The following is a 22,794-nucleotide window of genomic DNA, read 5'->3' as shown; positions in this document are numbered from 1 at the left end:
TTTATTCACTGCCCCAACGGGTGTTCTGCGGATCAAAGTCCCCCACCAGGGCCCGGATGTTCTCCATCAATTCCGTCTCCTGGTAAGGCTTGCCGAGATAGCGATCAACACCGATCTCAAAGGCTCGGTTACGGTGCTTCTCCCCGGTCCGGGAGGTGATCATGATGATGGGCACTTCCTTGAGCTGTTCATCATTGCGCATATGGGTGGCCAGTTCATAACCATCCATCCGCGGCATCTCGATATCCAGCAGCATCACATCCGGACGCCGGTCCTGAAGCTCGGCCAGGGCATCCACCCCGTCCTTGGCGGTCATCACTTCATAACCCTGGCGCAGCAGCAATCTTTCCGTTACGCGGCGCACGGTAATGGAATCATCCACCACCATCACCATGGGGACTTGGGCCTTGTGGGGTTCGGTGCGAATATCCTTGTTGCTATCCGCCATGTCGGTGGTCACCGAACGCATGCCACCGCGGACCATGCCGCCCACATCCAGAATCAGAACGATACTGCCATCCCCCATGATGGTGGCGCCGGAGATACCGCGCACATTGGCAATCTGCGGGCCCACGGACTTAACCACCACTTCCCGACTGCCACGCATGCCTTCAGTGACCAGGGCCGAGGCATGATCACCCACCCGGACCAGCAACACCGGCAGGGAGGCGGCATCATCCGGCAAATCCGGCCGGCCGAAGCCCAACAGGCCACTCAGGTGCTGGAGCTCGTAATCCCGGCCACCATAGCGGAAGCGGGGAGATTCCTCGGCCAGCTTTTCCTGAACTTCCTTTTGCGGAATCCGCACAATGCCCTCAATGGACGGCAAGGGAATGGCGAAGACTTCATCGGCCACATTCACCATCAAGGCCTGGGTAATGGCCAGGGTGTAGGGCAGGCGAATAGTGAAACGACTGCCCACCCCTTCGCTGGAGGTCATGTGCAGGCTGCCGCCCAATTGCTTGATCTCGCTATGGACCACATCCATGCCCACACCGCGACCGGCGGACTGGGTCACCGTCTCGGCAGTGGAGAAACCGGGCTCCAGAATGTATTGAATAATGTCGGATTCAGGCAATTGGGCGCCGTCACGAATCATGCCCATTTTCTCGGCCCGCTTACGGATCTTGTCCACGTTAAGGCCACGACCATCATCCATGACCTCAATCACCACTTCCGAGCCTTCACGATGTAGCTCGATGGCGATCAGACCTTCTTCAGGCTTGCCCTCCTTGTCCCGGTCCTGGGGAGTCTCCAGGCCATGGATGACCGCATTGCGAAGCATGTGCTCCAAGGGGGCAATAATCCGTTCCAGCACCTGCCGATCCATCTCCCCTTCGCCACCGATCAAGCGCAATTCCACTTCCTTGCCTTCTTCCTGGGCGGTCTGGCGCACCAGACGACGCAGGCGCTGGGCGTGGCGCGAGAAGGGCAGCATACGGGTGCGCATCAACCCATCCTGCAAGTCGGTATTCACACGAGATTGCTGGACCAGCAGCGTTTCGGCTTCCCGGGCATGGTTGGAGAGCAGGCCTTGGAGACTCACCAAGTCACTCACCGATTCCTGAAGCGCTCTTGAAAACTGCTGCAGCTGGGAGTAACGATCCAGCTCCAGGGGATCAAACTCGGGATTCTCACCACCCTCTTCCTTTTCCCACTGGTAGCGGACCTGGGCTTCAATCTCGATCTCCAGGTTCCGGAACTGTTGCCGCAGACGATCCACCGTCTGATCCAGCTCCTTGAGGTGGAAATCCATATTGGACAGCTGCTGCTCTACCCGGGCGCGATAAATGCTGACCTCACCGGCGTTGTTCAGCAGATTTTCCAGCAGGTCGGCGCGCACGCGGACCACTTCCTGCTGGACCCGCGGACTGGCGCGGCGCTCGCCATGTTCGGCTACCGGATCATGGCCCTTGTCCGCTGTTTCGACTCGGCCGGTAGCTGCTGCAGGCTCAGTGGGGGCGGCAGCTTGATCCACAGCGGCTTCATCCGGCCCCGTTTCAGCCGGGCTCGGCTCAAGGGATTCCTCACCGGACCCGCTTGCTTGGGGCGGTGTTTCAGCGGGCTGGTGCTCCGCCGCCGGCGCCTCGGTCTCTTCCGAGGATTCCGGCATCTCCAGAGTGGCGTCATCCTCGTCTTCAAAGACCTGACCACCACGGGCATCCAGGCGCTGCAGCTCGTCGATCAAGTCGTCGCCGGTGATGATGGCATCGCCACCCTCCACCTGTTCGATCATGCGATGAACCCGGTCCACGCAGCGCTGGATGAGATTGGTCATCTCGCCACTGATGGGCAGCTTGCCATCCACCGCCTTGGTCAGGATGGTCTCCATCTCATGACTGAGATCCCCCATGGGGGTAATGCCGGACATCCGGGCCCCGCCCTTGAGGGTGTGAAGATGACGTTGCAGAGCCGCCACCAGGGCGGCATCATCATGACTCTGATGCCATTCCTGCAGCGCCTCGTCCATGGCCTCCTGGAGCTCATTGGCCTCTTCCATGAATACACCGGCCAGCTCCTGGTCATAATCGAGCAGGTCGTCCAGGGGAATGTCCGCCGGTGTCGGCCCCGGAGGACCGGCGGCTTCCTCTTGCACCGAAGGCTCGGCCCCGTCCGGGGTGAGTGTTTCAACCGGGGGCGGCGTCTGCGCTACGGGCGCCTCGGTGGGCAGGGCTCGAATACGGTCCAGCAAGGCCGGGTCGGGTGCGGGCGCGCCCTCGGGGGTGGCCAGGCCATCCAGCATGCCGCGGATCGCCGCCACCGCATCACGCAGTACCTCGGCCATTTCCGGCCCCGGCGCAACGCCGTTTTCGTTCATGGCCAGCCCCGCATGCTCCAGTGGACCGGCAATTTCAGGAATCTCGTCCACGTCGGCGGTATGGGCGCTGCCCTTGAGGGTATGCAGGGCACGCAACAGTTCGGCACTGACCTCGGAAGCGTCTTCAATCTCCTGGAGTTCGCTTTCTACCGTCCCCAAGTGACGCTCGGTTTCCTTGCGGAAGATGTCATAGAGCACCGGATCCATGGCCGGCTCGGGCTCATCCTCTCCCACTTCCAGCCCGTCCAGGGACAGCGCATCATTCTCGTCACCGAGGTCAAGGACATCGTCCTTATCAGCCGCGTCCCGGCTGTCGACTTCTTCAGCTGAAGCTTCACCGGAAAACTCACTGCTCAGGGCATCCAGGGCGGCGTCCAATGCGTCGTCCCGCTGTCCCTCGTCTTCCAACTTGAGATCCGCATCCGGCTCATCCTCGGCTGAGGTCGAGAGATTGGCTTCGAGATCGACATCGGCGGCGGCGAGATCGGAATCCGTTTCGGTCGCGAGATGACCGGAATGCAGATCCGGCTGCTGAGCGTCGGCAGGCGGTCCTGCGGGTTCTTCACCACGGCTGTAGGCATCGGCGGCTTCCATCAAGCCGATGGCATCCACTTCCGGTTCGCCTTCACCCTTGAGTTGCGCCACCAGTTCTGGAATAGCCTCAATAGCATCCGACACCATAGAAACCATGGCCGGCTTGGGCTCGATGGTCTTGTCGATAATCCGATTGAGCAGATTCTCGAAGGACCAGGCGAACTCGCCAATGAATTCCGCTCCGACCATCCGACCTGAACCTTTGAGGGTATGGAAGGAACGGCGAATTGTGGTCAGGGCATTCTCGTCGTCAGGATTATTCTGCCAACGCGGGAAATACTCGCGCAGGGAAGCCAGCTCTTCCTCGGCTTCTTCCAGGAAAATCTCGACAATCTCCGGCGCCACCTCGTCCGGCTGGGGAATACGCTTCTTCTCGGGCTTGGGCGGTCTCGGCACATCGGCGGCCGCTGGCTCAGGATCCGCCTGCTCCGGCTCGGTAGCTACTGTCTCATCCTCGATGGACAGATTCGGCGTCTCAGAGGCTGCTTCAGAAGCCTCCTCCTCGCTCTCGGGCAAATCAATACTCAGCTCATCGGATTCCGATGGCATAGCCGATGGTGCTTCAGGCTCATCAGCCTGGGTGACCTCCGTGGCCGACTCCGGAGGCTCGGTAGGCAAGGCCCCGGGACGATAACCTAGCTCAGAAATGCATTGCTCGGCGTTGTCCAGCATGGACTCGGGCCGGCCGCGACCCTGTTGAATGGTTTCCAGATAGAATTCGGTACTGACAATGGCATCGGCCAACAGATCCAGGGATTGCTGGGTGGGCGCCTGCTCGGCGCCGAAGATGCGATCCCGGATGAAAAACGCCGCAGCCTGCAGGATTTCCCCCACTCGATCCAGGTCCAACAGGCTCAGACCAGCACGAATCTGCTGAACCAGCTCGGGCACGTTTTCCAGCTCACCACGGCGTTCCGGGGCTTTGACGTAGTCCTGAACCTTTTCCTTGACCCGGGCCAGATTGACGATGCATTCGCGGATGACCGCACCGGATGCCTGTTCAAAGTCCTCGCTGTCATCCTGATCAACAGCGGGTACACCGACCATTTGCCGGTCCAGCCGCTGCTCCACTTCCAGCAGGGTGCTGGCTGTGCGCATCAAACTGTCATCATCCACGCTTGCCTGGCCACCACTCATTTGCGCCAAGCTTTCCTGCTCACCGGCAACCTGCTCCTTGAGCTTGTCCAGGCCCAGCATTCCCAGGGTATCGGAAACCTTGCGCAGCAATTCCGACAGGGGCTGCAGTTCCTCGGTATCCGCCTGCCCGGTACGCACATAGATATCCAGGGTGTCCTTGACCCGCGCCAGGTCTTCTTTCACCGCCGCCGACACCGTCTGCATCAACGCGGCGTTGGGGCCGGACAAGGCGGCCTCCACGGACTTGACCTTCTCCTCGTCCGGCAGGAATTCATCCAGGCCGAAGGATTCCCGAATACCACTGACTCGATCACCACCGGCGGTGGCCCGGGCAATGTAATACAGGAGGTTGTTGATGAGTTCTTCCGGCGGATCCGCCTGAATGGCGCCCTCACCGTCAGTGGCCAAGCGTTTGATCTCCCGGTCCACGCGACCCATCAGCTGCTTGAAGCTCACATCCGCTTCCAAGCCGCCATGGGCCAGGGCTTCCAAGGCACCACCCACGACCCACCACAGCTGAAACACCGGAGGCGATTCGGAGGCTTCTTCAAGCTTCTCGGAGATCTTGGCCAGGGCCTTGAGGTATTTGCCGGCGGTGGGTTCCCGATACCAGCCCAACAGGGCCTTCTGGAATTTACTACGAAGCTTCTGGGCCAGTTGCTGGCTATCGCCCACGGCAGTGCCAGGGCGGGCAACCTTCTCCGTCAGGCCGCGACCCCCGATATCACGGGCAAAAATGGCGCTTTCGCTCAACAGGGGACGACCACGAGCGGCGCGCATGTCATTGATCAGGGACAAAAGGGCCATGGGCATATCCGGCTGCCCGGCCGCAATGCGCTCCAGATAGTCGGGCAGTTGCAGCAAGCCCCGGGTCAGCACTTCCAGACCCGCTTCTTCTTCCTTGAGCTCCCCGGAGGAAACAGCCCGACCCAGGGCCGCCATTTCCTCGGCCAGCATGGCGGCCCCATAGACTTCCACCATGCGCAAGGTGCCATGGGCCTGGCGCAAGGCCTTGAGGCACTTTTCCAGGCCCTCCGGGCGCTCATCCTCAACATAGCTTTCAAGGCCCTGCCGGGCCTCGGTGAAGATGGTGTCGAGCTCGCCCTTAATCCAAAGCAGCGAGTCGGAAGCGGCCTGTGTCATGGCTCTTAATCCCGGTCCCTAAATCACGCAATCAAATGGCCGCTCCGCGGCCATTCGCTTTAATCCACGCGTTCCGCCTTGCGGGACGCATCATCATCCCCCTCGGCATCATCATCCTCCGCCCAGTCAAGGTCATCGGCGAAGTCACTGTCCTGTTCGGAATCCAGCTCTCCTTCCCCTGACAGATCGGAGAAATCCTCCTCCTGCGCGGCCCCATCCTGGCCTGAATCTTCCAGATCCACACTATCCTCCTGCGCCAGAGTGTCCAACCCGCTTTCAGGAGAGTGGTCACCGGAAGACATGACCACAGTCTGATTCTCTTCCTTGCCCGGCAGCTTGAAGCCGGCAACCGACTTACGCAGTTCAGTGGCCAATGCCGCGAGCTTGCCAATATTGTCCGCGGTGGCCGTAGTCCCCTCATGCGTCTGGGAGGTGATCTCCTGAATCACCTGCATGGTGCGGGAAACATCAGTAGCCGCCTTGGCCTGCTGACGGGCCGCCCCGGAAATGCTCTGAATCAAGGTCGCGATATGGTTGGACACCTTCTCGATCTCATCCAGAGCCTCACCGGCATTTTCAGCCAACTGTGCCCCGTTCACCACACCAGAAGTGGAATGCTCCATGGAGATCACGGCTTCGTTGGTGTCGGTCTGAATCGTTTTCACCAGGGCTTCAATCTGCCGGGTCGCGTTACCGGAGCGTTCAGCCAGCCGCTGCACTTCATCAGCCACCACCGCGAAACCGCGACCTGCCTCACCAGCTGCCGATGCCTGAATCGCGGCATTCAGCGCCAGAATATTGGTCTGCTCGGCAATATCGTTAATCAGCTCCACAATATCACCAATTTCCTGGGAACTCTCGCCCAGGCGTTTGATTCGCTTGGAGGTTTCCTGAATGTTTTCCCGGATATTGTTCATGCCGTCGATGGTGCGACGCACCGCGTCACCGCCTTTATGGGCGATCTCCACCGACTGCTGAGCCACTCGGGTAGAACGTTCGGCGTTCTCGGACACCTGCTCAATGGAGTTGGCCATCTCCTGAATCTGGCGACTGGCGGAAGAAATCTCCGAACTTTGATGTTCGGACGCTTCCGCCAGATGGGACGCCGTGGCCCGGGTCTGCTGGGCCGTGGCATCCACCCGCACAGCCGTATCATTAATAGTGACCACCAGCTCCCGGAGGGCGTCAACGGCATAGTTAATGGAGTCGGCAATGGCACCGGTAATATCCTCGGTCACCGAGACCTGCACGGTGAGGTCACCATCAGCCAGACTGCCCAGCTCATCCAGCAGGCGAAGAATGGCCTCCTGGTTCTTTTCATTTTGTTCCTGCTGCAAGGCAGCGGCTTTCCGTGTATCGGACGTCAGCACGTAGATGTAGATCATGATGGTCATGATCAACAGAGCCAGGCCACCAAAGATATAGCCGTAAGTGGCGGAGAACATGCGATCATCCATGGTGCTGCGGTAGGTGCTTTCCACACTCCGCGTCCCGGACAGCAAACGGTCACTGAGTTCAGCCAGCGTCTGGTTAGCGCCATGGATCTGCACCAGATCGGCACGCTGGCCTTCTACCCGCTCCACCGCATCGTCGATACGGCCGTAATAGAATTGGATATCATCGATGATTGACAAGGCTTCGCTATCGGCAATGGGTTCAATGCCGAGGTCATCCTCACCATCCAAAAAGCCGTTGAGCACTCGCTGGAAGAAAGCATTGTCATTGCCCAGTCGGCGGGCTGCCACGGAGGGCTCCCCGGAACCGGACACCAGGGAGTCCGTCCATTGCTGGATACGAGGCGCCAGCTGTGCCAGTCGGCCCTGATAGAAGACCTGGCTGGCCCCCAGATTCAACTCCAGCATCCGATCCCCCAGAGCCTCGATGTTGCTCTGGAGTTCAGGCATATTCTCTTCCACCACGCCCCGGGCTTCATTGCCGCGACGCAACAGGTCACTGTTCTCGAGAATCCGCTGGGCAGCGTTTCGGCCCCGGTCCCAATCTTCCTGAACCCGGGACACTTCCTCACGGACCGCCCGAGGCGGTGGGTTGATAATGGCATCCCCTCCCCCGCGGCGCATGATCTGCAGGGCCCGGTCAAAACGCTCCCGGTCCGTATAGAGATTCTGAATAGCTTCCCGATCGCCACCAATGGCCAACTGGGCGTTCTTGGACACACTCTGGGAAAGGACCGCCGATTCAGCCGCCAGACCCAGAAACTCCTCATCCTGCGCCACTCGCTGAGTCACGAAGAAGAAGTTCACGATTGCCGCACCCAACAGGGCGAGGACTGTGAGAATCAGTACCCACAGTAGTTTATTGGATGTGCTTTCCGAGGACTTAGCCATGGTTTGTCACCTGGTATCGTTCATCATTCCCGTTGCAGGGGCCGTAGCCCTCAAACTGTCGAATTGTCATTTGGCTGCCTGCAAAAACAACTGGCTTTCCACCAGATCCCGCAGACTCAATACTGCCCAGTAATCCTTGCCCCGCTTAAAGCCGCCGCGGAAAAAATCGCGGAACTCTTCACTGAAGACATCGGGCACTTCCTGAACGGCCTCATCAGGCTGGAATCGGCGGAAACCTCGCACCTCGTCCACCATCAATCCGGCCGGGATTTCGGGGTGTTTAACCGCGACCACGCGACTGGAGCGCGAGATCGTTGCGGGCTCCCCCCCCGCCAGTTCCTGAAGGTCCACCACGGACAAGAGCTGGCCACGTACATTGGCCAGCCCCCGTAACCAGGAACGCGCGCCCGGCACCCGGGCCATTGAAGGCACGGTCAACACCTCCCGGACTTCATCGCGCTCTACCAGAATACTGACATCGCCAATTCGAATCCCCACACCGACCCACTCGTCACCGTCTTCCAGCGTCGCGTCCTGCTGGCGTCCTGCGGCCGCCTGACGGCAACGCCGGTCCAACTCCTGAAGCAGCTGAAACGGCTGATTGGCCAAATCGGCCAGTGTGGTGATTTCGGCCATGGTGACTTAGCTCTCCAGCACCTCTTTCACCTTATCGATCAGGGCTTCTTCCTTCACCGGCTTGACCAGATAGGCGATGGCACCCTGGCGCATGCCCCAGATCTTGTCGGTTTCCTGATCTTTGGTGGTGATGATAATCACCGGGATGTCCCGGGTGGATTCATCCTTGGCCAGTTGACGAGTAGCTTGGAAGCCACTCATTCCCGGCATGACCACGTCCATGATGATGGCGTCCGGCTTCTCAGCGCGGGCCTTTTCCAGGCCTTCCTCGCCATTTTCGGCGGAAATGGCGTCATAACCATGTTTTTCAAGCTGGGTCTTAAATACATGCACCTCTGTGGGGGAGTCATCAACGATCAACACCGTCGCCATCAGCCTGTTCCTCCAAAATCCGTTGCGATAAGTTAAAAGTACTGCCTAGTCAATTTGCCGAAAGCATGATCAAGCCGTGCGGCGCACATGATTCTCGATCGCCCCCAAAAGCTCATCCCGGGTAAAAGGCTTGGTAAGGTACTCCTCCGAGCCAACGATTCGTCCCCGCGCCCGGTCAAACAGACCATCTTTGCTGGAGAGCATGATCACCGGAGTCGCCCGAAAACTGGTATTTCGCTTGATCAAGGCACAGGTCTGGTAACCGTCCAGACGCGGCATCATGATGTCCACGAAGATAATATCCGGCCTGGATTCGGCGATAATGGACAAGGCCTCGAAGCCGTCCACTGCGGTAAGCACTTCACAGCCAGCCTTCTTGAGCAAGGTTTCAGCCGTGCGGCGAATGGTCTTGCTATCGTCAATGACCAGAACCTTGAGCCCAGTCAGATCACCCTCATTCGCCACCGGCACCTCCATCATGTTGCGCATCCTGGATTGGTTGACTGGCGGGCGTGCTGTCTCGCTTGCCCTTTCGGCAGAGGCGGCCTCCGTGCGAATCATATCTCGTCACCCCCCCTGGGGCGGCCCCTTGTAAGACACTGTACGTCATTTTGGTGTCGAAAACCGCCCCACGCTATGTCGAATCCCCGTCCCCTGGTTCGGTTTTACCAGAAGATGTCACCAATATTATCGCGTTCTATCATAATATTAGCGAACAATCCACAAAATTCCCTTGAACTCGTTCACGGAACGCCGCGGAATCTTGTTGGTTTTTTCGATTCCTGGTCCATCGCAGGCGGGTTCAGATCCACTGCTCTGGACACATGAAGGTACACTGTACCGAGCATTAGGCGCTTTCGGAAGCGTTGGCCCCCACATCCATTGTTGGCAAAAGGAAGCAGCATGGGCGATGGCAGTAGCAAGACTCCCCGCATCGGCGTGGTCATGGACCCCATTCAGGGCATTACGCCCTACAAGGACAGCACCCTGGCCATGATGCTGGAAATCCAGCGTCGGGGCTGGTCACTGTATTACCTCACCCTGGCGGATCTCTACCTGGACAATGGCCGGCCCATGGGGCGTTACCATTCGATCACAGTGCGCGATGACAATCATGACTGGTTCGATCTGGGCGAGACCCAGGAAGGGCCACTGAGCGAACTGGACGGCCTGCTGATGCGCAAGGATCCACCCTTTGATATGGAATACATCTATGCCACCTACATCCTGGAGCGGGCCGAGGAGGAAGGGGTTCGGGTGGTCAACCGCCCGGCCAGTCTGCGGGATGTGAGCGAAAAGGTTTACACCGCCTGGTTCCCCGAGTGCTGCCCGCCCACCGTCATCACCCGGGACCGATCCCGCCTGCGCGCTTTCATCCGGGAGCAGGGCAAGGCGGTTCTCAAGCCCCTGGATGGCATGGGGGGCCGGGATATCTTCATTCTGGCCGACGGTGACAACAACACCAGCGTGGTCCTGGACCATTTGACCCGGGAAGGACAGCGTTATGCCCTGGTGCAGAGCTACCTGCCCGCCATCCGTGAGGGCGACAAACGCATCCTGCTGGTGGACGGCCACCCCACGGGCCCGGCGCTGGCCCGCATTCCCGCGGAAGGGGAAAGCCGGGGCAACCTGGCCGCCGGCGGCCGGGGACAGGGCGTGGAGCTGAGTGAACGGGATCACTGGCTGTGTGAGCGGATTGGCCCGGTCATGCGAGACAAGGGGCTGACCTTCGTGGGGCTTGATGTAATCGGCGACTATGTCACCGAAATCAATGTCACGAGCCCCACCTGTATCCGGGAACTGGATAAGCTCTACGGCAGCAATATCGCGGGCGAACTGATGGATGCCCTTGCCCGCCAGGCCGGTTGGGCCTGACCCCATGAGGGCGATGAATCGCCACCCCACCATTCCGGTCTGGCTACTGGTATCGGGTTTGATTCTGCCGGTGATGGCCTGCGAGCCGGCCGCTGAGCCCGAGCACAGCCACTTCTATGCCATGGGGACCCGGATTGAACTGACAGTACAGGGAGATGCCGACGCCGCCCGGCAATCACTGGCGCCCCGCTTCGAGACATGGCAGCAACGCTGGGATGCCTGGGGCAGTGGCGAACTGGGCGAGCTGAATGAAGCCCTGGCCGGCTCAGGGCAAGTGACCGTACCCGACACCCTTGCACCGGTATTGGACAAAGCCTTTGAACTGGGCCGGGACAGCCAGGGTTATTTCCACCCCGGCCTGGGCAACCTGGTGGAAGCCTGGGGCTTTCATCGCCAGCCACGACCGGATGCTAGCCCGCCGCCAACAGAGACAGAACTAAGCACCTTGCTGGCAGCACTGCCGACAATGGAAGAACTGAGACTGGAAGGGAATCGACTGCATGTCCCTAGACCGGGCCTGCGACTGGACCTGGGCGGGCTGATCAAGGGGGTGACCCTGGACCAGCTCAAGCAGCTATTGCCCGAAAAGGGCATCACCTCCGGCATTATCAACCTGGGAGGCGATGTGCTGGTACTCGGCGAGGCCGGGCAGCGCCCCTGGCGGATCGGCATTATCGACCCCCGGGGCGAGCAGGTGCTGGCCGGCCTGGAGGTGGCCGATGGCGAGTGTCTGCTGACCTCCGGCGACTATGAACGGGATTTCGAGTACGGCGGGGAACGCTTTCACCACCTGCTCCACCCGGAATACGGTCGCCCGGCCCGAGGCACTGCCTCGGCTACCGTGGTGGCGCGGGATTGTGCCCGGGCGGATGCGGCCGCCACCGCTCTGTTCGTGGCCGGCCCCGAACACTGGCCCGCTATTGCCGCCCGAATGCAGGTCCGACAGGTAATGATCGTCACTCATGAAGGCCAAGTGGAAGTCACGCCCGAACTGGCCCCCCGGCTGGACTTCCCCCACCGTCAGCCCGAGATCAGGGAGCGCACCCTGCCATGAGCCGTTCACGGATCTCAGTCCTCGACATCACGGTCATCGCCTTGCTGGGGCTGGGCCTGGGTTTCTGGCTGGCGGCCAGTCTCGGCGGCCCGGCAGCCGGAGAGGCCCACCTCTATCTGGACGGCGAACGGCATGGCAGCCTGGCGTTGAACCAGGACGGGGAATATGCAGTCAACGGCCCGCTGGGGGAAAGCCGGTTGGCCGTTCGAGACGGCCGGATCCGGATCACCCAGGCCCCCTGTCCTCACCGTCTCTGCATGCGTCAGGGCTGGCAGGAACAGGCCGGTGCCACCATCAATTGTGTCCCCAACCGACTGCATATTCGATTGCAGGGAAGGGAGACCGCCTATGACAGCCTCCATTACTGAGGCCAGCCGGGATCGACTGGTGGTGGGTTTCGCGGCGCTGGCGGTGGCCATCCATGTGCTGGAAACCGCCATTCCCAGCCCCCTGCCGGGCTTACGGCCGGGCCTGGCCAATGTCATTACCCTGATTGTGCTGTTTCGCTACGGCTGGCGCATGGCGGCCTGGGTCACACTGCTGCGGATTGTGGGGGCCAGCCTGCTCATTGGCACTTTTCTCACCCCGGCCTTCGCCCTGAGTCTGAGCGGTGGTCTGTTGAGCCTGACCGTCATGGGCCTGGCCAACCCCCTGATGCGATGGGGTCTGGGGCCGGTGGGCATGGCGGCTATGGCATCAATGGCCCATATTGGGGGACAATTGCTCATCGCCTGGCTGGTTTTTATCCCCCATCCGGGGCTGTGGAACCTGGCGCCTTTCCTGTTGGCCGCCGCCCTGCCCCTGGGGATAATAACCGGCTTGATTGCGGTCGAAACCCTGAAATGGCTGAACCAGGCCGAGGCAAGGAGATAAACACGGCATGCGCAAGGTGGAAGTTGTCAAACTGCGCCCCCAGTCCAGGGACCGGCTGTTTACCACCCTGTTTCTGGCCGCCCTGCTGCATGGCATGATCATCCTGGGCATCAGCTTCGGCGGTGAAGACCGCCAGGATGCCCTGGCCAATACCCTGGAAGTCACCCTGGTGGCCACCCCGGACGAGACCCCGCCGGATCAGGCCGATTATCTGGCCCAGGCAGATCAACGGGGGGCCGGCAATATTGAAGAACGGGTGCGACCGGAATCGGCCCAATCCACCCTCGACCAGCTCCCCAACCCGGGCCTGGAAGAAGGCTGGGCCGAAGAAACCGAGGTGGACAGCGTGGACGGCAGCGAGTCCCCGGATAGCCTGGATACGCTGACGCCGGAGCCGGAAAGCGATCCCCTGCTGACGGCCGAAAACAGCCCCCAGCAGACCCGGACCGCGGCCACCAGCCCCCATAACACCCGCCAACCCTTGCAGCTGGCCCGACTACTGACCGACGGCGCGGAACAGGCCGACCCCATCAGCGACGACGACCGCCAGCCATTGGCCCATAGCGACGACCCGCGGGAAACCTTCATTTCCGTCAACACCCGGGAATCCCGATTCGCCCGCTATCTGGAAGAATGGCGCCAGCGAGTGGAAGAAGTGGGCAATGAGCATTACCCCGAAGAGGCCCGCCGCTCGGACCTGACCGGTGTACTCTCCCTGGAGGTGGCCGTGGGTGCGGACGGTACCCTGAAGGAGATCCGCCCCCGTTCAAGCTCCGGACACCCGGTGCTGGATCGCGCGGCCACCCAGATCGTGCGCATGGCCGCGCCCTTCCCCCCCTTTCCCGACAGCATCCGGGAAGACACCGATGTGCTGCGCTTTGTCTATCGCTGGGAATTCGGTACCGATCGCACGATTCGCTCCGGTGTCCACGTCTCCGACCCCTGATCCATCTGGGACTTCATCGGCCTTGGCCTGATAGAATGGCGCCTTCGCATACAAAGGCTAAAGCCGCGGATTCCGCCGATCATGAGCCAACAGGACTTCCTCAACGGACACTTTCTCATCGCCATGCCGGCGCTGGGTGATCCCAACTTCCATCATTCGGTGACCCTGATCTGTGAACACAACAGCGATGGCGCCCTGGGGATTACCGTCAACCGTCCCCTGGATGATATTCACCTGCTGGATGTGCTGGAACAGCTGGAACTTGAGCAGCAGGATCCAGCCATTGGCGAACAGGTGCTGTTCAGCGGTGGGCCGGTGGAAAGAGAACGGGGCTTTGTCATCCACCAGCCAGTGGGGAACTGGGAGGCTACCCTAGACTTGGGGGACGAGTTGGGCGTGACCAGTTCACGGGATATCCTGGCAGCCATTGCCGAGGGCAAGGGGCCTGATCGCAGCTTTGTGGCTCTGGGCTATGCCGGCTGGGAAGCCGGCCAACTGGAACAGGAGATCACGGAAAACGCTTGGCTGAGCAGTCCGGCCGACCCACGCATCCTGTTCGATGTACCACCAGCTGAACGTTGGCGCGAGGCCGCCCGCAACATGGGCGTGGACATCCATCGATTAAGCGGTCAATCCGGCACCGCATGAATAGCCCATCCCGCGCTCGGCCCCAAGGCACCTGGCTGGGCTTTGATTACGGCTTGAAGAGAATCGGCGTAGCAGTGGGGCAAACCCTGACGGCCCAGGCCAACCCCCTTAAAATCGTGGCCTGCGATCAGGGTAAACCGGATTGGTCCGCCATCGAGGCCCTGATTCAGGAATGGCGACCGGTGGCCCTGGTGGTGGGCCTTCCGCGTCACGCCGACGGTACGGACAATGACCTCACGCCGCGAGTAAGGCGCTTTGCCCGACAGTTACACGGTCGCTTTGAACGGCCGATTTACGGCCTGGATGAGGCCTTGAGCTCCCAGGCCGCGCGGGAGATGGCCACTATCATGGGCGACCGCCGCCCGGCCGGGGCGGCCATTGATGACTGGGCCGCAGTCTGCATATTGCAGGATGCCCTGGGCGGTGGCGGAGAGTTGATCGGAAAGGACGAGACATGAGCCAACATCTGCTCAGCATCCGGGATCTGGATGCCGACACCCTCAAGCGCCTGGTGGCGGATGGTCAGGCTTTTGCCAAGCAGGGCCCGACCCATCGGCAAGACCTGCTCCAGGGTCAAACTATTGCCATGCTCTTCTACGAACCCAGCACCCGCACCCGCTGCTCCTTCGAGCTGGCCGCCCGCCGCCTGGGGGCCGATGTACTCAATCTGGACATGCAAAGCAGCTCCAGCCGCAAGGGCGAAACGGTGGCCGACACGGTGGCCACCCTGGCCGCCATGGGGGTTCGTCTGTTCGTCATGCGGCATGAGGAAAGAGCCGCCATTGACGCCGCCGCCCGGGCCCTGCCCGATGGCTGCCATTTGCTCAATGCGGGCGCCGGTACCCGGGACCATCCCACCCAGATCCTGCTGGATCTGCTGACACTGGCCCGGGAAGGCCATGACATCCAGCGTCTGGATCTGAGCATTATCGGTGACCTGCGCCACTCCCGGGTGGTCAATTCCTGGCTTCAGGCCATTGAGCATCTGGGCTGTCACCGATTGCGTCTGGGCGCGCCCGGCGTCTTCCGCCCCGAAACCGTACCCCCTGAGGCGACGCTCAGCGATACACTGGCGGACAGCATCCAGGGCGCTCAGGTCATCATGGCCTTGCGCATCCAGCAGGAGCGACTGACCAAAGGGACCACCGGTGAAAACGAACTCTTTCACGAGCACTGGGGCCTGAATGAGGCGCGGATCGCCGAATGGGCCCCCCAGGCCCAGATCATGCATCCGGGGCCCATGAACCGGGGGGTGGAGATCGATAGCGCCCTGGCGGACGGGCCCCGTTCACTGATCCTCAAACAAGTAGAGAACGGCGTACCGGCGCGAATGGCGGCACTGGCCTGGCTTTTTTCTGGAGACAAGCAGCGATGACAACGCATCCTGAACACCGTGGCAGCATCTTTGTCGAGGACGCCGAGATTCTGGCTCACAGCCGGCATCCTGCCGAGCAATATGTGTTGCGTTTTCAAGCACCGGAAACCGCCCGCCGGGCCGAGCCGGGAAGCTTTGTCCATATCCGTTGCTCGGACGCTTTGGCCATGCGACGCCCCCTGTCCATCATGCGGGTGGATGCGGAAGCCGGCTGGGTGGAATGCCTGTACAAAGTGGTGGGCAAGGGCACCCAACTGCTGGCCGGACAAAAAGTGGGCGACACCCTTAGCGTGATGGGCCCCATCGGCCAGCCTTTTAAACCCCGGCCGGATCGGCGCCGCCCCCTGCTGATCGGCGGCGGGGTAGGGATTCCTCCCATGGTCTTTCTTGCCGATCGCATGCGCCGCGACGAGGCCCTAAAGCCCTTTGCCATCCTCGGCTCGGAAGTACCTTTCCCCTTTAAGCCGCACCCGTCGACCTTGCTAATGCCCGGCATTCCCGAAGGGGTGATTGCCACCATGCCCTTGCTGGAGGACTGGAACATCCCCTGCCGGCTGGCCAGTGGCGCAGGCTTTGCCGGCTGTCATGAGGGCTTTGTCACGGAACTGGCAGACCATTGGCTTAACAGCCTGGCCCCGGAAGAACACGCCCAGGTGGAGATTCATGCCTGTGGTCCCACCCCCATGCTGGCCGCCACCGCCCGACTGGCCCAAAAGCACGGCCTGCCCTGCCAGGTGGCGCTGGAGGAATACATGGCTTGCGCGGTGGGCGGCTGTGCCGGTTGTGTGGTCCAAGTGGAAACCGAGCAGGGCCCGGCCATGAAACGGGTCTGCGTGGACGGCCCGGTCTTCGAAGCCAACAGCGTCTTCCCCCCCGACCAACCCGCCAACAAGGCCGGCCTCTTCCACTAGCTGCTTAGCGCAAGCTGGCAGCGCAGGAAAAACGTCAGGTAAAAACCCACGAGGTGGTTCGAGCTACAACCAGCTGAGGGTATTGGTTTCTGTTTGAATTTCACGGCTCGAGTACAGGGTGGAACTGTCCAGGAACGCTGTGAATCCGTCCCTGAGACGCTCTGGGCGCAGGATGGGTGCGGCTGAGCGCCGCGCTGGAGCGAATGCTTTAGTGGCGCTAAAGCTTGAGCGAAGCGCAAGCTCAGGCGTGCCCAGACAAGCCTGGTGGGTGCTGCCCGCCAAGGCAGGCGTGCTCACCCAAAGTTGATCTTGGCTTCCAGATTGGCTCGCGAGTCGGCGTTATTCAATGCTTCTTCCAGACTGATGCGGCCATCCTGATAGAGGCGGTTCAGGGATTCATCAAAGGTCTGCATGCCCGGCTCATTGGAATCCTCCATGGCATCGGCCAGGGTCTCGATCTGCCCCTTGAGAATCAGCTCCTGGATATAGGCCGTGTTGATCATCACCTCACAGGCCGCCACCCGCTTGCCATCGGTCCCCTGAACCAGTCGCTGGGAGATCACCGCTCTCAGATTCAGTGACAGATCCATAAAGACCTGCGAATGCAGCTCCTTGGGGAAGAGATTCACGATGCGGTCCAGGGTCTGGTGGGCATTATTGGAATGCAGGGTGGAAATGGCCAAGTGACCGGTACCCGCCAGCTGGATACAGGCCTCCATGGTTTCCCGGTCCCGGATCTCACCAATCTGGATCACATCCGGCGCTTCACGCAAGGCCGAACGCAGGGCCTTGGCATAGGACAGAGTGTCCTGATGCAGCTCCCGCTGATTGATGATGGACTTGCCATGCTTGTGGGTGTATTCAATGGGATCCTCAATGGTGAGGATGTGGTCATTGGCATGCTGATTGCGGTGATTAATCATGGCCGCCAGGGTGGTGGATTTACCCGAGCCGGTGGAACCGCACATGAGTACCAAACCGCGGGAGGTCAATGACACCTCCTTGAGCACCTCCGGCAGCCCCAGGCCGTCCAACTGCGGCACGCTGGAGGGAATGTAACGCAGGACCATGGCCAACTGGCCGCGCTGATTGAAGGCATTGCCCCGGAAACGCCCCACACCCTTTTCCGACAGGGCAAAGTCCACTTCCAGATCCACTTCCAGAATACGCCGGTCCCGTTCAGAAAGAACGCTCATGACCACTTCCTCGACCAGATCCGGGGTCAGCACCGTCTTGCCCACCGAGGCCATTTTGCCTTCCAGGCGCATCTTCACCGGCGCATTGGCCGTGATGTAGAGGTCCGAGGCCTTTTTGTCGGCCATCAGCTTCAGATATGGGGCAATATTCATGATGTCCTTTCGTGCTAATCGATTGGCTTGATGGGCTTGCGGTTCGAATCAGGAAAGATCAACGTCGCATGCCACCACCGTCATCCTCGTCTTCCATGATGTGCAGTCGCTCCGTACCCTTCTCCAGATCCCTGGGCTGGCGCTCGCTTTCCAGCTTGATCTTGAGACGCAACTCATTGGTGGAGTCGGCATTGCGCAGGGCATCCTCATAGTTGATCTCACCGGCCTCGAACAGATCAAACAGGGATTGATCGAAGGTCTGCATGCCCAGCTCCCGGGAGCGGCCCATGACTTCCTTGATCTCGCCCACTTCACCTTTCTCAATCATATCGGCAATCAAGGGGGTATTGAGCAATATTTCCACCGCCACCGCCCGGCCCTCGCCATCCGACTTGCGGATCAGACGCTGGGATATGATGCCCCGTAGATTGAGGGCCAGATCCATGAGCAATTGCTCACGACGCTCCTCAGGGAAGAGGTTAATGATGCGATCCAGGGCCTGGTTGGCGTTATTGGCGTGCAGTGTGGACAGGCAAAGGTGGCCCGTCTCGGAAAACTGCACCGCGTAGTCCATGGTCTCCCGGTCCCGGATCTCCCCGATCAGAATCACATCCGGTGCCTGACGCAGGGTGTTTTTCAAGGCCGCATGCCAGTCCTCGGTATCCACCCCCACTTCCCGCTGGGTCACCACGCAGCCTTGATGGGGGTGGACGAATTCCACCGGATCTTCAATCGTGATGATATGACCTCGGCTCCGTTGATTACGATAACCCAGCATGCCGGCCAGGGTGGTGGACTTACCGGAGCCGGTGGCCCCCACCACGATCACCAACCCCCGCTTGGTCATGGCCACTTCACCCAGGGCCTCGGGCAGATTCAGGTCCTCCAGCCGCGGAATATCGGTATTGATAGTCCGCAGCACGGCACCGGTGCGCCCTTGCTGGACAAAGGCGCTGACACGGAAGCGGCCGATACCCCGGGGACTGATGGCGAAGTTGGCCTCCTTGGTGGAATCAAACTGCTTGGCCTGCTTGTCATTCATGATGGCCCGCACCAGCAAGGCACTCTGGTCCGGCCCCAAGGGCTTGTCCGTCAACTGCTGCAGTTCACCATCCACCTTGATGGCCGGAGGAAAACCCGCCGTAATAAAGAGATCGGAACCGCCCCGCTGGCTCATGGCCCGAAGCAGGTCCTGCATATAGCGTGTCGCCTGTTCTCTATCCATTTTCGATCCTCACCGCGCCTCGCCCCATGGCAGGGCCGTTATCATGCAAAGCCTTCCTTGTTGGCGGCCTTGAGCCGAGCCTGCTGCTTGTCGATCACCCCGCGGCGCAGCAACTCCTGAAGGTTCTGGTCGAGGGTCTGCATACCGCTGCCCTGACCGGTCTGGATGGCCGAATACATCTGCGCCACCTTGCCTTCCCGGATCAGGTTCCGAATAGCCGGCGTGCCGATCATGATTTCGTGGGCCGCCACCCGGCCGCCGCCGACCTTCTTCATCAGAGTCTGGGAAATCACCGCACGCAGTGATTCCGACAACATGGCCCGGACCATGTCCTTCTCCGCCGCCGGAAAGACATCGATGATACGGTCGATGGTCTTGGCCGCGGAACTGGTGTGCAGGGTACCGAAGACCAGGTGACCGGTTTCCGCTGCCGTCAGGGCCAAGCGGATGGTTTCCAGGTCACGCATTTCCCCCACCAGAATCACGTCCGGATCCTCACGCAGTGCCGAACGCAAGGCTTCACTGAAGCCCAGGGTATCCCGATGCACCTCACGCTGGTTAACCAGGCATTTCTTGCTTTCATGCACAAACTCAATGGGATCCTCCACGGTGAGGATATGCCCCATATGGTTCTCGTTGATGTAGTTGACAATGGCCGCCAGGGTTGTGGACTTACCGGAACCGGTGGGCCCGGTCACCAGGCAGATACCCCTCGGGTTTTCGGCGATATCGGCAAATATCCGGGGGGCATTGAGATCTTCCAGGGTGAGGATCTTGGAAGGAATGGTACGAAAGACCGCACCGGCGCCCCGTTTCTGGTTGAAGGCATTGACACGAAAACGGGCCAGCTCCGGGATCTCGAAGGAAAAGTCACATTCGAGAAACTCCTCGAAATCCTTGCGCTGCTTGTCATTCATGATGTCGTAGACCATGGCGTGCACATCCTTGTGCTCCAGCGCGGGCATGTTCACCCGGCGGATATCACCATTGACACGAATCATGGGCGGCACCCCAGCCGACAAATGCAGGTCCGAGGCGTCATTCTTGACGGCGAAGGTCAAAAGCTGGGCGATGTCGATCGCCATTGCAACTCTCCTGTCAGAAGCATGGTCTACCCCCCGGCGGCGCGATAACATAAGGCGTTGAATAGCCGTCGCCGCCGCCAGGTCTCCGGGAATTCGGATACCAAGATAGCGCCGAACATGCGAACTCCGCAAACCCATCATGCATGCAGGCCATACGCAGGAGCACCATGAAGCCGGAAATGCCGTCCTCCCTAGCCAGCCAGCGCCTCACTTCGGTGAGACGACGTATTCGCGACGCCGCCCGGCAGGCCGGGAGAGATCCTGAAGCGATTCGCCTGCTGGCCGTGAGCAAGACCAAGCCCATGGCCGATATCCAGTCGCTGGCTGAGGCGGGTCAGCAGGATTTTGGCGAAAACTATCTCCAGGAAGCGCTGGACAAAATGGAGGGCCTGGCCGAGACCGAGCCGCCCCTATGCTGGCATTTCATCGGCCCCATCCAATCCAACAAGACCCGCCCCATCGCCACGCATTTCGACTGGGTTCACTCGGTGGACCGCTTCAAGATCGCCCGGCGGCTGAGTGAGCAGCGTCCGGACCATCTGCCCCCCCTGGCGCTCTGCCTCCAGGTGAACATCAGTGAGGAAAGCCAAAAGGCAGGGGTGGCTCCGGATCAGGCGGCCGAGCTGGCCGATGCCGTGGCTGAATTACCGAAAGTACAGCTGCGGGGGCTGATGTGCCTGCCGGCTCCCGAGGAGGAGGAGAGGGCCCAGCGGCAACCCTTCCGAAAGCTGGCCGCACTGATGGCGGATCTCAATGCCGGTGGACACAGTCTGGATACCCTGTCCATGGGCATGTCGGCGGATCTGGAGGCGGCGGTACTGGAAGGCAGCACCCTGATACGCGTGGGGACCGCCCTGTTCGGCTCCCGGGACTGATATCATTCCCCATTATACGAAATGAGAGAATTCCGGTCTCTGACACAGGAGCAAGGCATGAGTGAAGGCAGTATTGCATTCATCGGCGGCGGTAACATGGCCGAAAGCCTGGTGGGAGGATTGATCGCGGACGGTCGTTCGCCGGAGTCCATCTGGGTGGCCGACCCGTTTGTGGACAAGCTCGATGAGCTGAGATACCGCCACAAGGTCAATGTGACCCAGGAAAACACCGAAGCCGCCGCCCATGCCGATGTCATCGTGATGGCGGTCAAACCCCAAGTCCTGCGAGAAGCAGCCGCCCAGATCAAGGACCTGGTTCAGGAAAACCGGTCGGTGGTACTCTCCATCGCCGCCGGCCTGCGGGAGCCGGACATCAGTCGCTGGCTGGGAGGCAATGTACCGGTGGTCCGGGCCATGCCCAACACCCCGGCCCTGCTACAGACCGGTGCCACCGTGCTGTATGCCAACTCCTCCGTGGACGCCGAACAAAAAAAGCAGGCCGAAACCATTATGGCTGCAGTGGGTATGACGCTCTGGGTGGAAGAGGAAGGCCATATGGATGCGGTGACCGCCACCTCCGGCAGCGGCCCCGCCTATTTCTTCCTGGTGATGGAGGCCATGCAGGCAGCCGCCCAATCGCTGGGCCTGCCTGGCGAGGTGGCCGAAAAACTGGTTCAGCAAACCGCTTTGGGTGCGGCGCGCATGGCTCGTGAAGGGGAGGATGATGCAGCCACCCTGAGGGAAAAGGTGACGTCCCCCGGCGGCACCACGGCGGCGGCGTTGGAGGTTCTCCGGGAGGCCGGCATCGAGGAAACCTTCACCCGGGCCCTCACCGCCGCCCGGGACCGTTCACGCAGCCTTTCTGACGAATTTGGCAAGGATTAACCATGGATACCCTGGCAACCCCGCTGTCATTTCTGGTTAACACCCTGATCAGTCTTTACACCCTGGCAGTGCTGCTGCGTTTTGTGCTGCAGAAACTGCGGGCGGACTACTACAATCCCTTAAGCCAGCTAGTGATTCGAGCCACCGACCCAGTAATGAAACCGCTGCATCGGGTGATGCCGGCCTGGCGCGGTTTCGATCTGGCCGCCATTCTGCTGATGCTGGTGTTGCAGGCGATCAATATTCTGCTTCTGGCGCTGATCCAGAGCCGACTAGGGGTACTGGACCCCATTCAGCTGCCCTTCTATGCCGCTCTAAAGATTATTCACCTCAGCATCATGCTGTTCATATTTACCATTTTGATTCAGGTCATTGTCAGCTGGCTCAGCCCCGGCAATCCCAATCCGGTACTGGGCGCCATCTGGCAACTCAACCGACCTCTGCTGCAACCTGTACGTCGACTGATGCCGGATCTAGGTGGCATAGACCTGTCTCCCATGCTGGTTATCATTTTCCTGTTTTTCCTGAACTTGTTGTTGCAGGGCATCATGGCCGGTCTACCCTTGGCCATGTATGGCTGACGGTGAGTGGGAGGTGGTGGGCCCACGGGGCTGCTAAACTGAAGGTGGGCCCCAACGGGGCAAATAG

Annotated in this window: 20 protein-coding genes; 12 read left to right on the top strand and 8 right to left on the bottom strand. The window is 60.6% G+C overall.

Going from position 1 to position 22,794, the window contains the following annotated elements; genetic code table 11:
• Position 1: 1 nt before the first annotated feature.
• The 5 genes from J2T60_RS11930 to J2T60_RS11910 all read right to left on the bottom strand — a co-directional run bounded on the left by J2T60_RS11930 (position 2) and on the right by J2T60_RS11910 (position 9,522).
• Positions 2-5,692 (bottom strand): FimL-related protein, encoded by a 5,691-nt coding sequence (locus J2T60_RS11930; RefSeq protein WP_253450504.1) that lies wholly within the window; start codon positions 5,690-5,692, stop codon positions 2-4.
• Between the two features lie 59 nt (positions 5,693-5,751).
• On the bottom strand, positions 5,752-8,037 hold the full coding sequence (locus J2T60_RS11925) for a methyl-accepting chemotaxis protein (RefSeq protein WP_253450501.1): 2,286 nt from the start codon (positions 8,035-8,037) through the stop codon (positions 5,752-5,754).
• 66 nt (positions 8,038-8,103) lie between these two features.
• Positions 8,104-8,673 carry a chemotaxis protein CheW gene (locus tag J2T60_RS11920; RefSeq protein ID WP_253450498.1) on the bottom strand — a complete coding sequence of 190 codons (570 nt, stop codon included), beginning with the start codon at positions 8,671-8,673 and terminating at the stop codon, positions 8,104-8,106.
• A gap of 6 nt (positions 8,674-8,679) precedes the next feature.
• A complete protein-coding gene (locus tag J2T60_RS11915) occupies positions 8,680-9,045 on the bottom strand; it encodes a response regulator (RefSeq protein ID WP_253450495.1) in 366 nt (121 codons plus the stop codon).
• Between the two features lie 69 nt (positions 9,046-9,114).
• Entirely contained in the window at positions 9,115-9,522 is a 408-nt protein-coding gene (locus tag J2T60_RS11910; protein ID WP_253450855.1) for a response regulator, read from the bottom strand.
• Between the two features lie 426 nt (positions 9,523-9,948).
• Here J2T60_RS11910 and gshB point away from each other — a divergent pair, with 426 nt between their 5' ends.
• The 9 genes from gshB to J2T60_RS11865 all read left to right on the top strand — a co-directional run bounded on the left by gshB (position 9,949) and on the right by J2T60_RS11865 (position 16,727).
• A complete protein-coding gene (gshB, locus tag J2T60_RS11905; protein ID WP_253450493.1) occupies positions 9,949-10,920 on the top strand; it encodes a glutathione synthase in 972 nt (323 codons plus the stop codon).
• A gap of 13 nt (positions 10,921-10,933) precedes the next feature.
• Positions 10,934-11,974, top strand: a complete 1,041-nt coding sequence (locus J2T60_RS11900; RefSeq protein WP_253450490.1) for an FAD:protein FMN transferase — start codon at positions 10,934-10,936, stop codon at positions 11,972-11,974.
• Positions 11,971-12,342, top strand: coding sequence for a NusG domain II-containing protein (locus tag J2T60_RS11895; protein WP_253450487.1), 372 nt, complete (start codon positions 11,971-11,973; stop codon positions 12,340-12,342). The genes J2T60_RS11900 and J2T60_RS11895 overlap by 4 nt, the downstream gene beginning before the upstream one ends.
• The gene (locus J2T60_RS11890) at positions 12,323-12,847 is read left to right on the top strand and encodes a Gx transporter family protein (protein WP_253450483.1); all 525 of its coding nucleotides are present in this window, start codon (positions 12,323-12,325) and stop codon (positions 12,845-12,847) included. The genes J2T60_RS11895 and J2T60_RS11890 overlap by 20 nt, the downstream gene beginning before the upstream one ends.
• Positions 12,848-12,854: 7 nt before the next feature.
• On the top strand, positions 12,855-13,793 hold the full coding sequence (locus J2T60_RS11885; protein WP_253450480.1) for an energy transducer TonB: 939 nt from the start codon (positions 12,855-12,857) through the stop codon (positions 13,791-13,793).
• 81 nt (positions 13,794-13,874) lie between these two features.
• Positions 13,875-14,441, top strand: coding sequence for a YqgE/AlgH family protein (locus J2T60_RS11880; protein WP_253450463.1), 567 nt, complete (start codon positions 13,875-13,877; stop codon positions 14,439-14,441).
• On the top strand, positions 14,438-14,899 hold the full coding sequence (gene ruvX, locus J2T60_RS11875; RefSeq protein ID WP_253450460.1) for a Holliday junction resolvase RuvX: 462 nt from the start codon (positions 14,438-14,440) through the stop codon (positions 14,897-14,899). Before J2T60_RS11880 ends, ruvX begins: the two co-directional genes overlap by 4 nt.
• Entirely contained in the window at positions 14,896-15,816 is a 921-nt protein-coding gene (locus J2T60_RS11870) for an aspartate carbamoyltransferase catalytic subunit (protein WP_253450457.1), read from the top strand. The genes ruvX and J2T60_RS11870 overlap by 4 nt, the downstream gene beginning before the upstream one ends.
• Entirely contained in the window at positions 15,813-16,727 is a 915-nt protein-coding gene (locus J2T60_RS11865) for a dihydroorotate dehydrogenase electron transfer subunit (protein ID WP_253450454.1), read from the top strand. The genes J2T60_RS11870 and J2T60_RS11865 overlap by 4 nt, the downstream gene beginning before the upstream one ends.
• 293 nt (positions 16,728-17,020) lie before the next feature.
• Here J2T60_RS11865 and J2T60_RS11860 read toward each other — a convergent pair whose 3' ends face one another.
• From J2T60_RS11860 to J2T60_RS11850, 3 genes are read right to left on the bottom strand one after another with little or no spacing between them, the layout of a single operon-like run.
• A complete protein-coding gene (locus J2T60_RS11860; protein WP_253450451.1) occupies positions 17,021-18,076 on the bottom strand; it encodes a PilT/PilU family type 4a pilus ATPase in 1,056 nt (351 codons plus the stop codon).
• 58 nt (positions 18,077-18,134) lie between these two features.
• Positions 18,135-19,301 carry a PilT/PilU family type 4a pilus ATPase gene (locus tag J2T60_RS11855; protein ID WP_253450448.1) on the bottom strand — a complete coding sequence of 389 codons (1,167 nt, stop codon included), beginning with the start codon at positions 19,299-19,301 and terminating at the stop codon, positions 18,135-18,137.
• Between the two features lie 41 nt (positions 19,302-19,342).
• The gene (locus tag J2T60_RS11850; RefSeq protein WP_253450852.1) at positions 19,343-20,380 is read right to left on the bottom strand and encodes a type IV pilus twitching motility protein PilT; all 1,038 of its coding nucleotides are present in this window, start codon (positions 20,378-20,380) and stop codon (positions 19,343-19,345) included.
• 173 nt (positions 20,381-20,553) lie between these two features.
• Between J2T60_RS11850 and J2T60_RS11845 the strand changes: the two genes are divergently transcribed.
• The 3 genes from J2T60_RS11845 to J2T60_RS11835 are packed head-to-tail and all read left to right on the top strand — an operon-like array spanning position 20,554 to position 22,727.
• Positions 20,554-21,261: a YggS family pyridoxal phosphate-dependent enzyme gene (locus J2T60_RS11845; protein WP_253450445.1), complete on the top strand. Its 708-nt coding sequence runs from the start codon at positions 20,554-20,556 to the stop codon at positions 21,259-21,261.
• A gap of 57 nt (positions 21,262-21,318) precedes the next feature.
• Positions 21,319-22,146 carry a pyrroline-5-carboxylate reductase gene (proC, locus tag J2T60_RS11840; RefSeq protein WP_253450442.1) on the top strand — a complete coding sequence of 276 codons (828 nt, stop codon included), beginning with the start codon at positions 21,319-21,321 and terminating at the stop codon, positions 22,144-22,146.
• Between the two features lie 2 nt (positions 22,147-22,148).
• A complete protein-coding gene (locus J2T60_RS11835; protein ID WP_253450439.1) occupies positions 22,149-22,727 on the top strand; it encodes a YggT family protein in 579 nt (192 codons plus the stop codon).
• The last annotated feature ends 67 nt before the right edge of the window (positions 22,728-22,794 follow it).

It is taken from the genome of Natronospira proteinivora (genome assembly GCF_024170465.1).
GTDB lineage: Bacteria > Pseudomonadota > Gammaproteobacteria > Natronospirales > Natronospiraceae > Natronospira > Natronospira proteinivora.
This window is presented reverse-complemented; position numbering and strand designations above follow the sequence as displayed.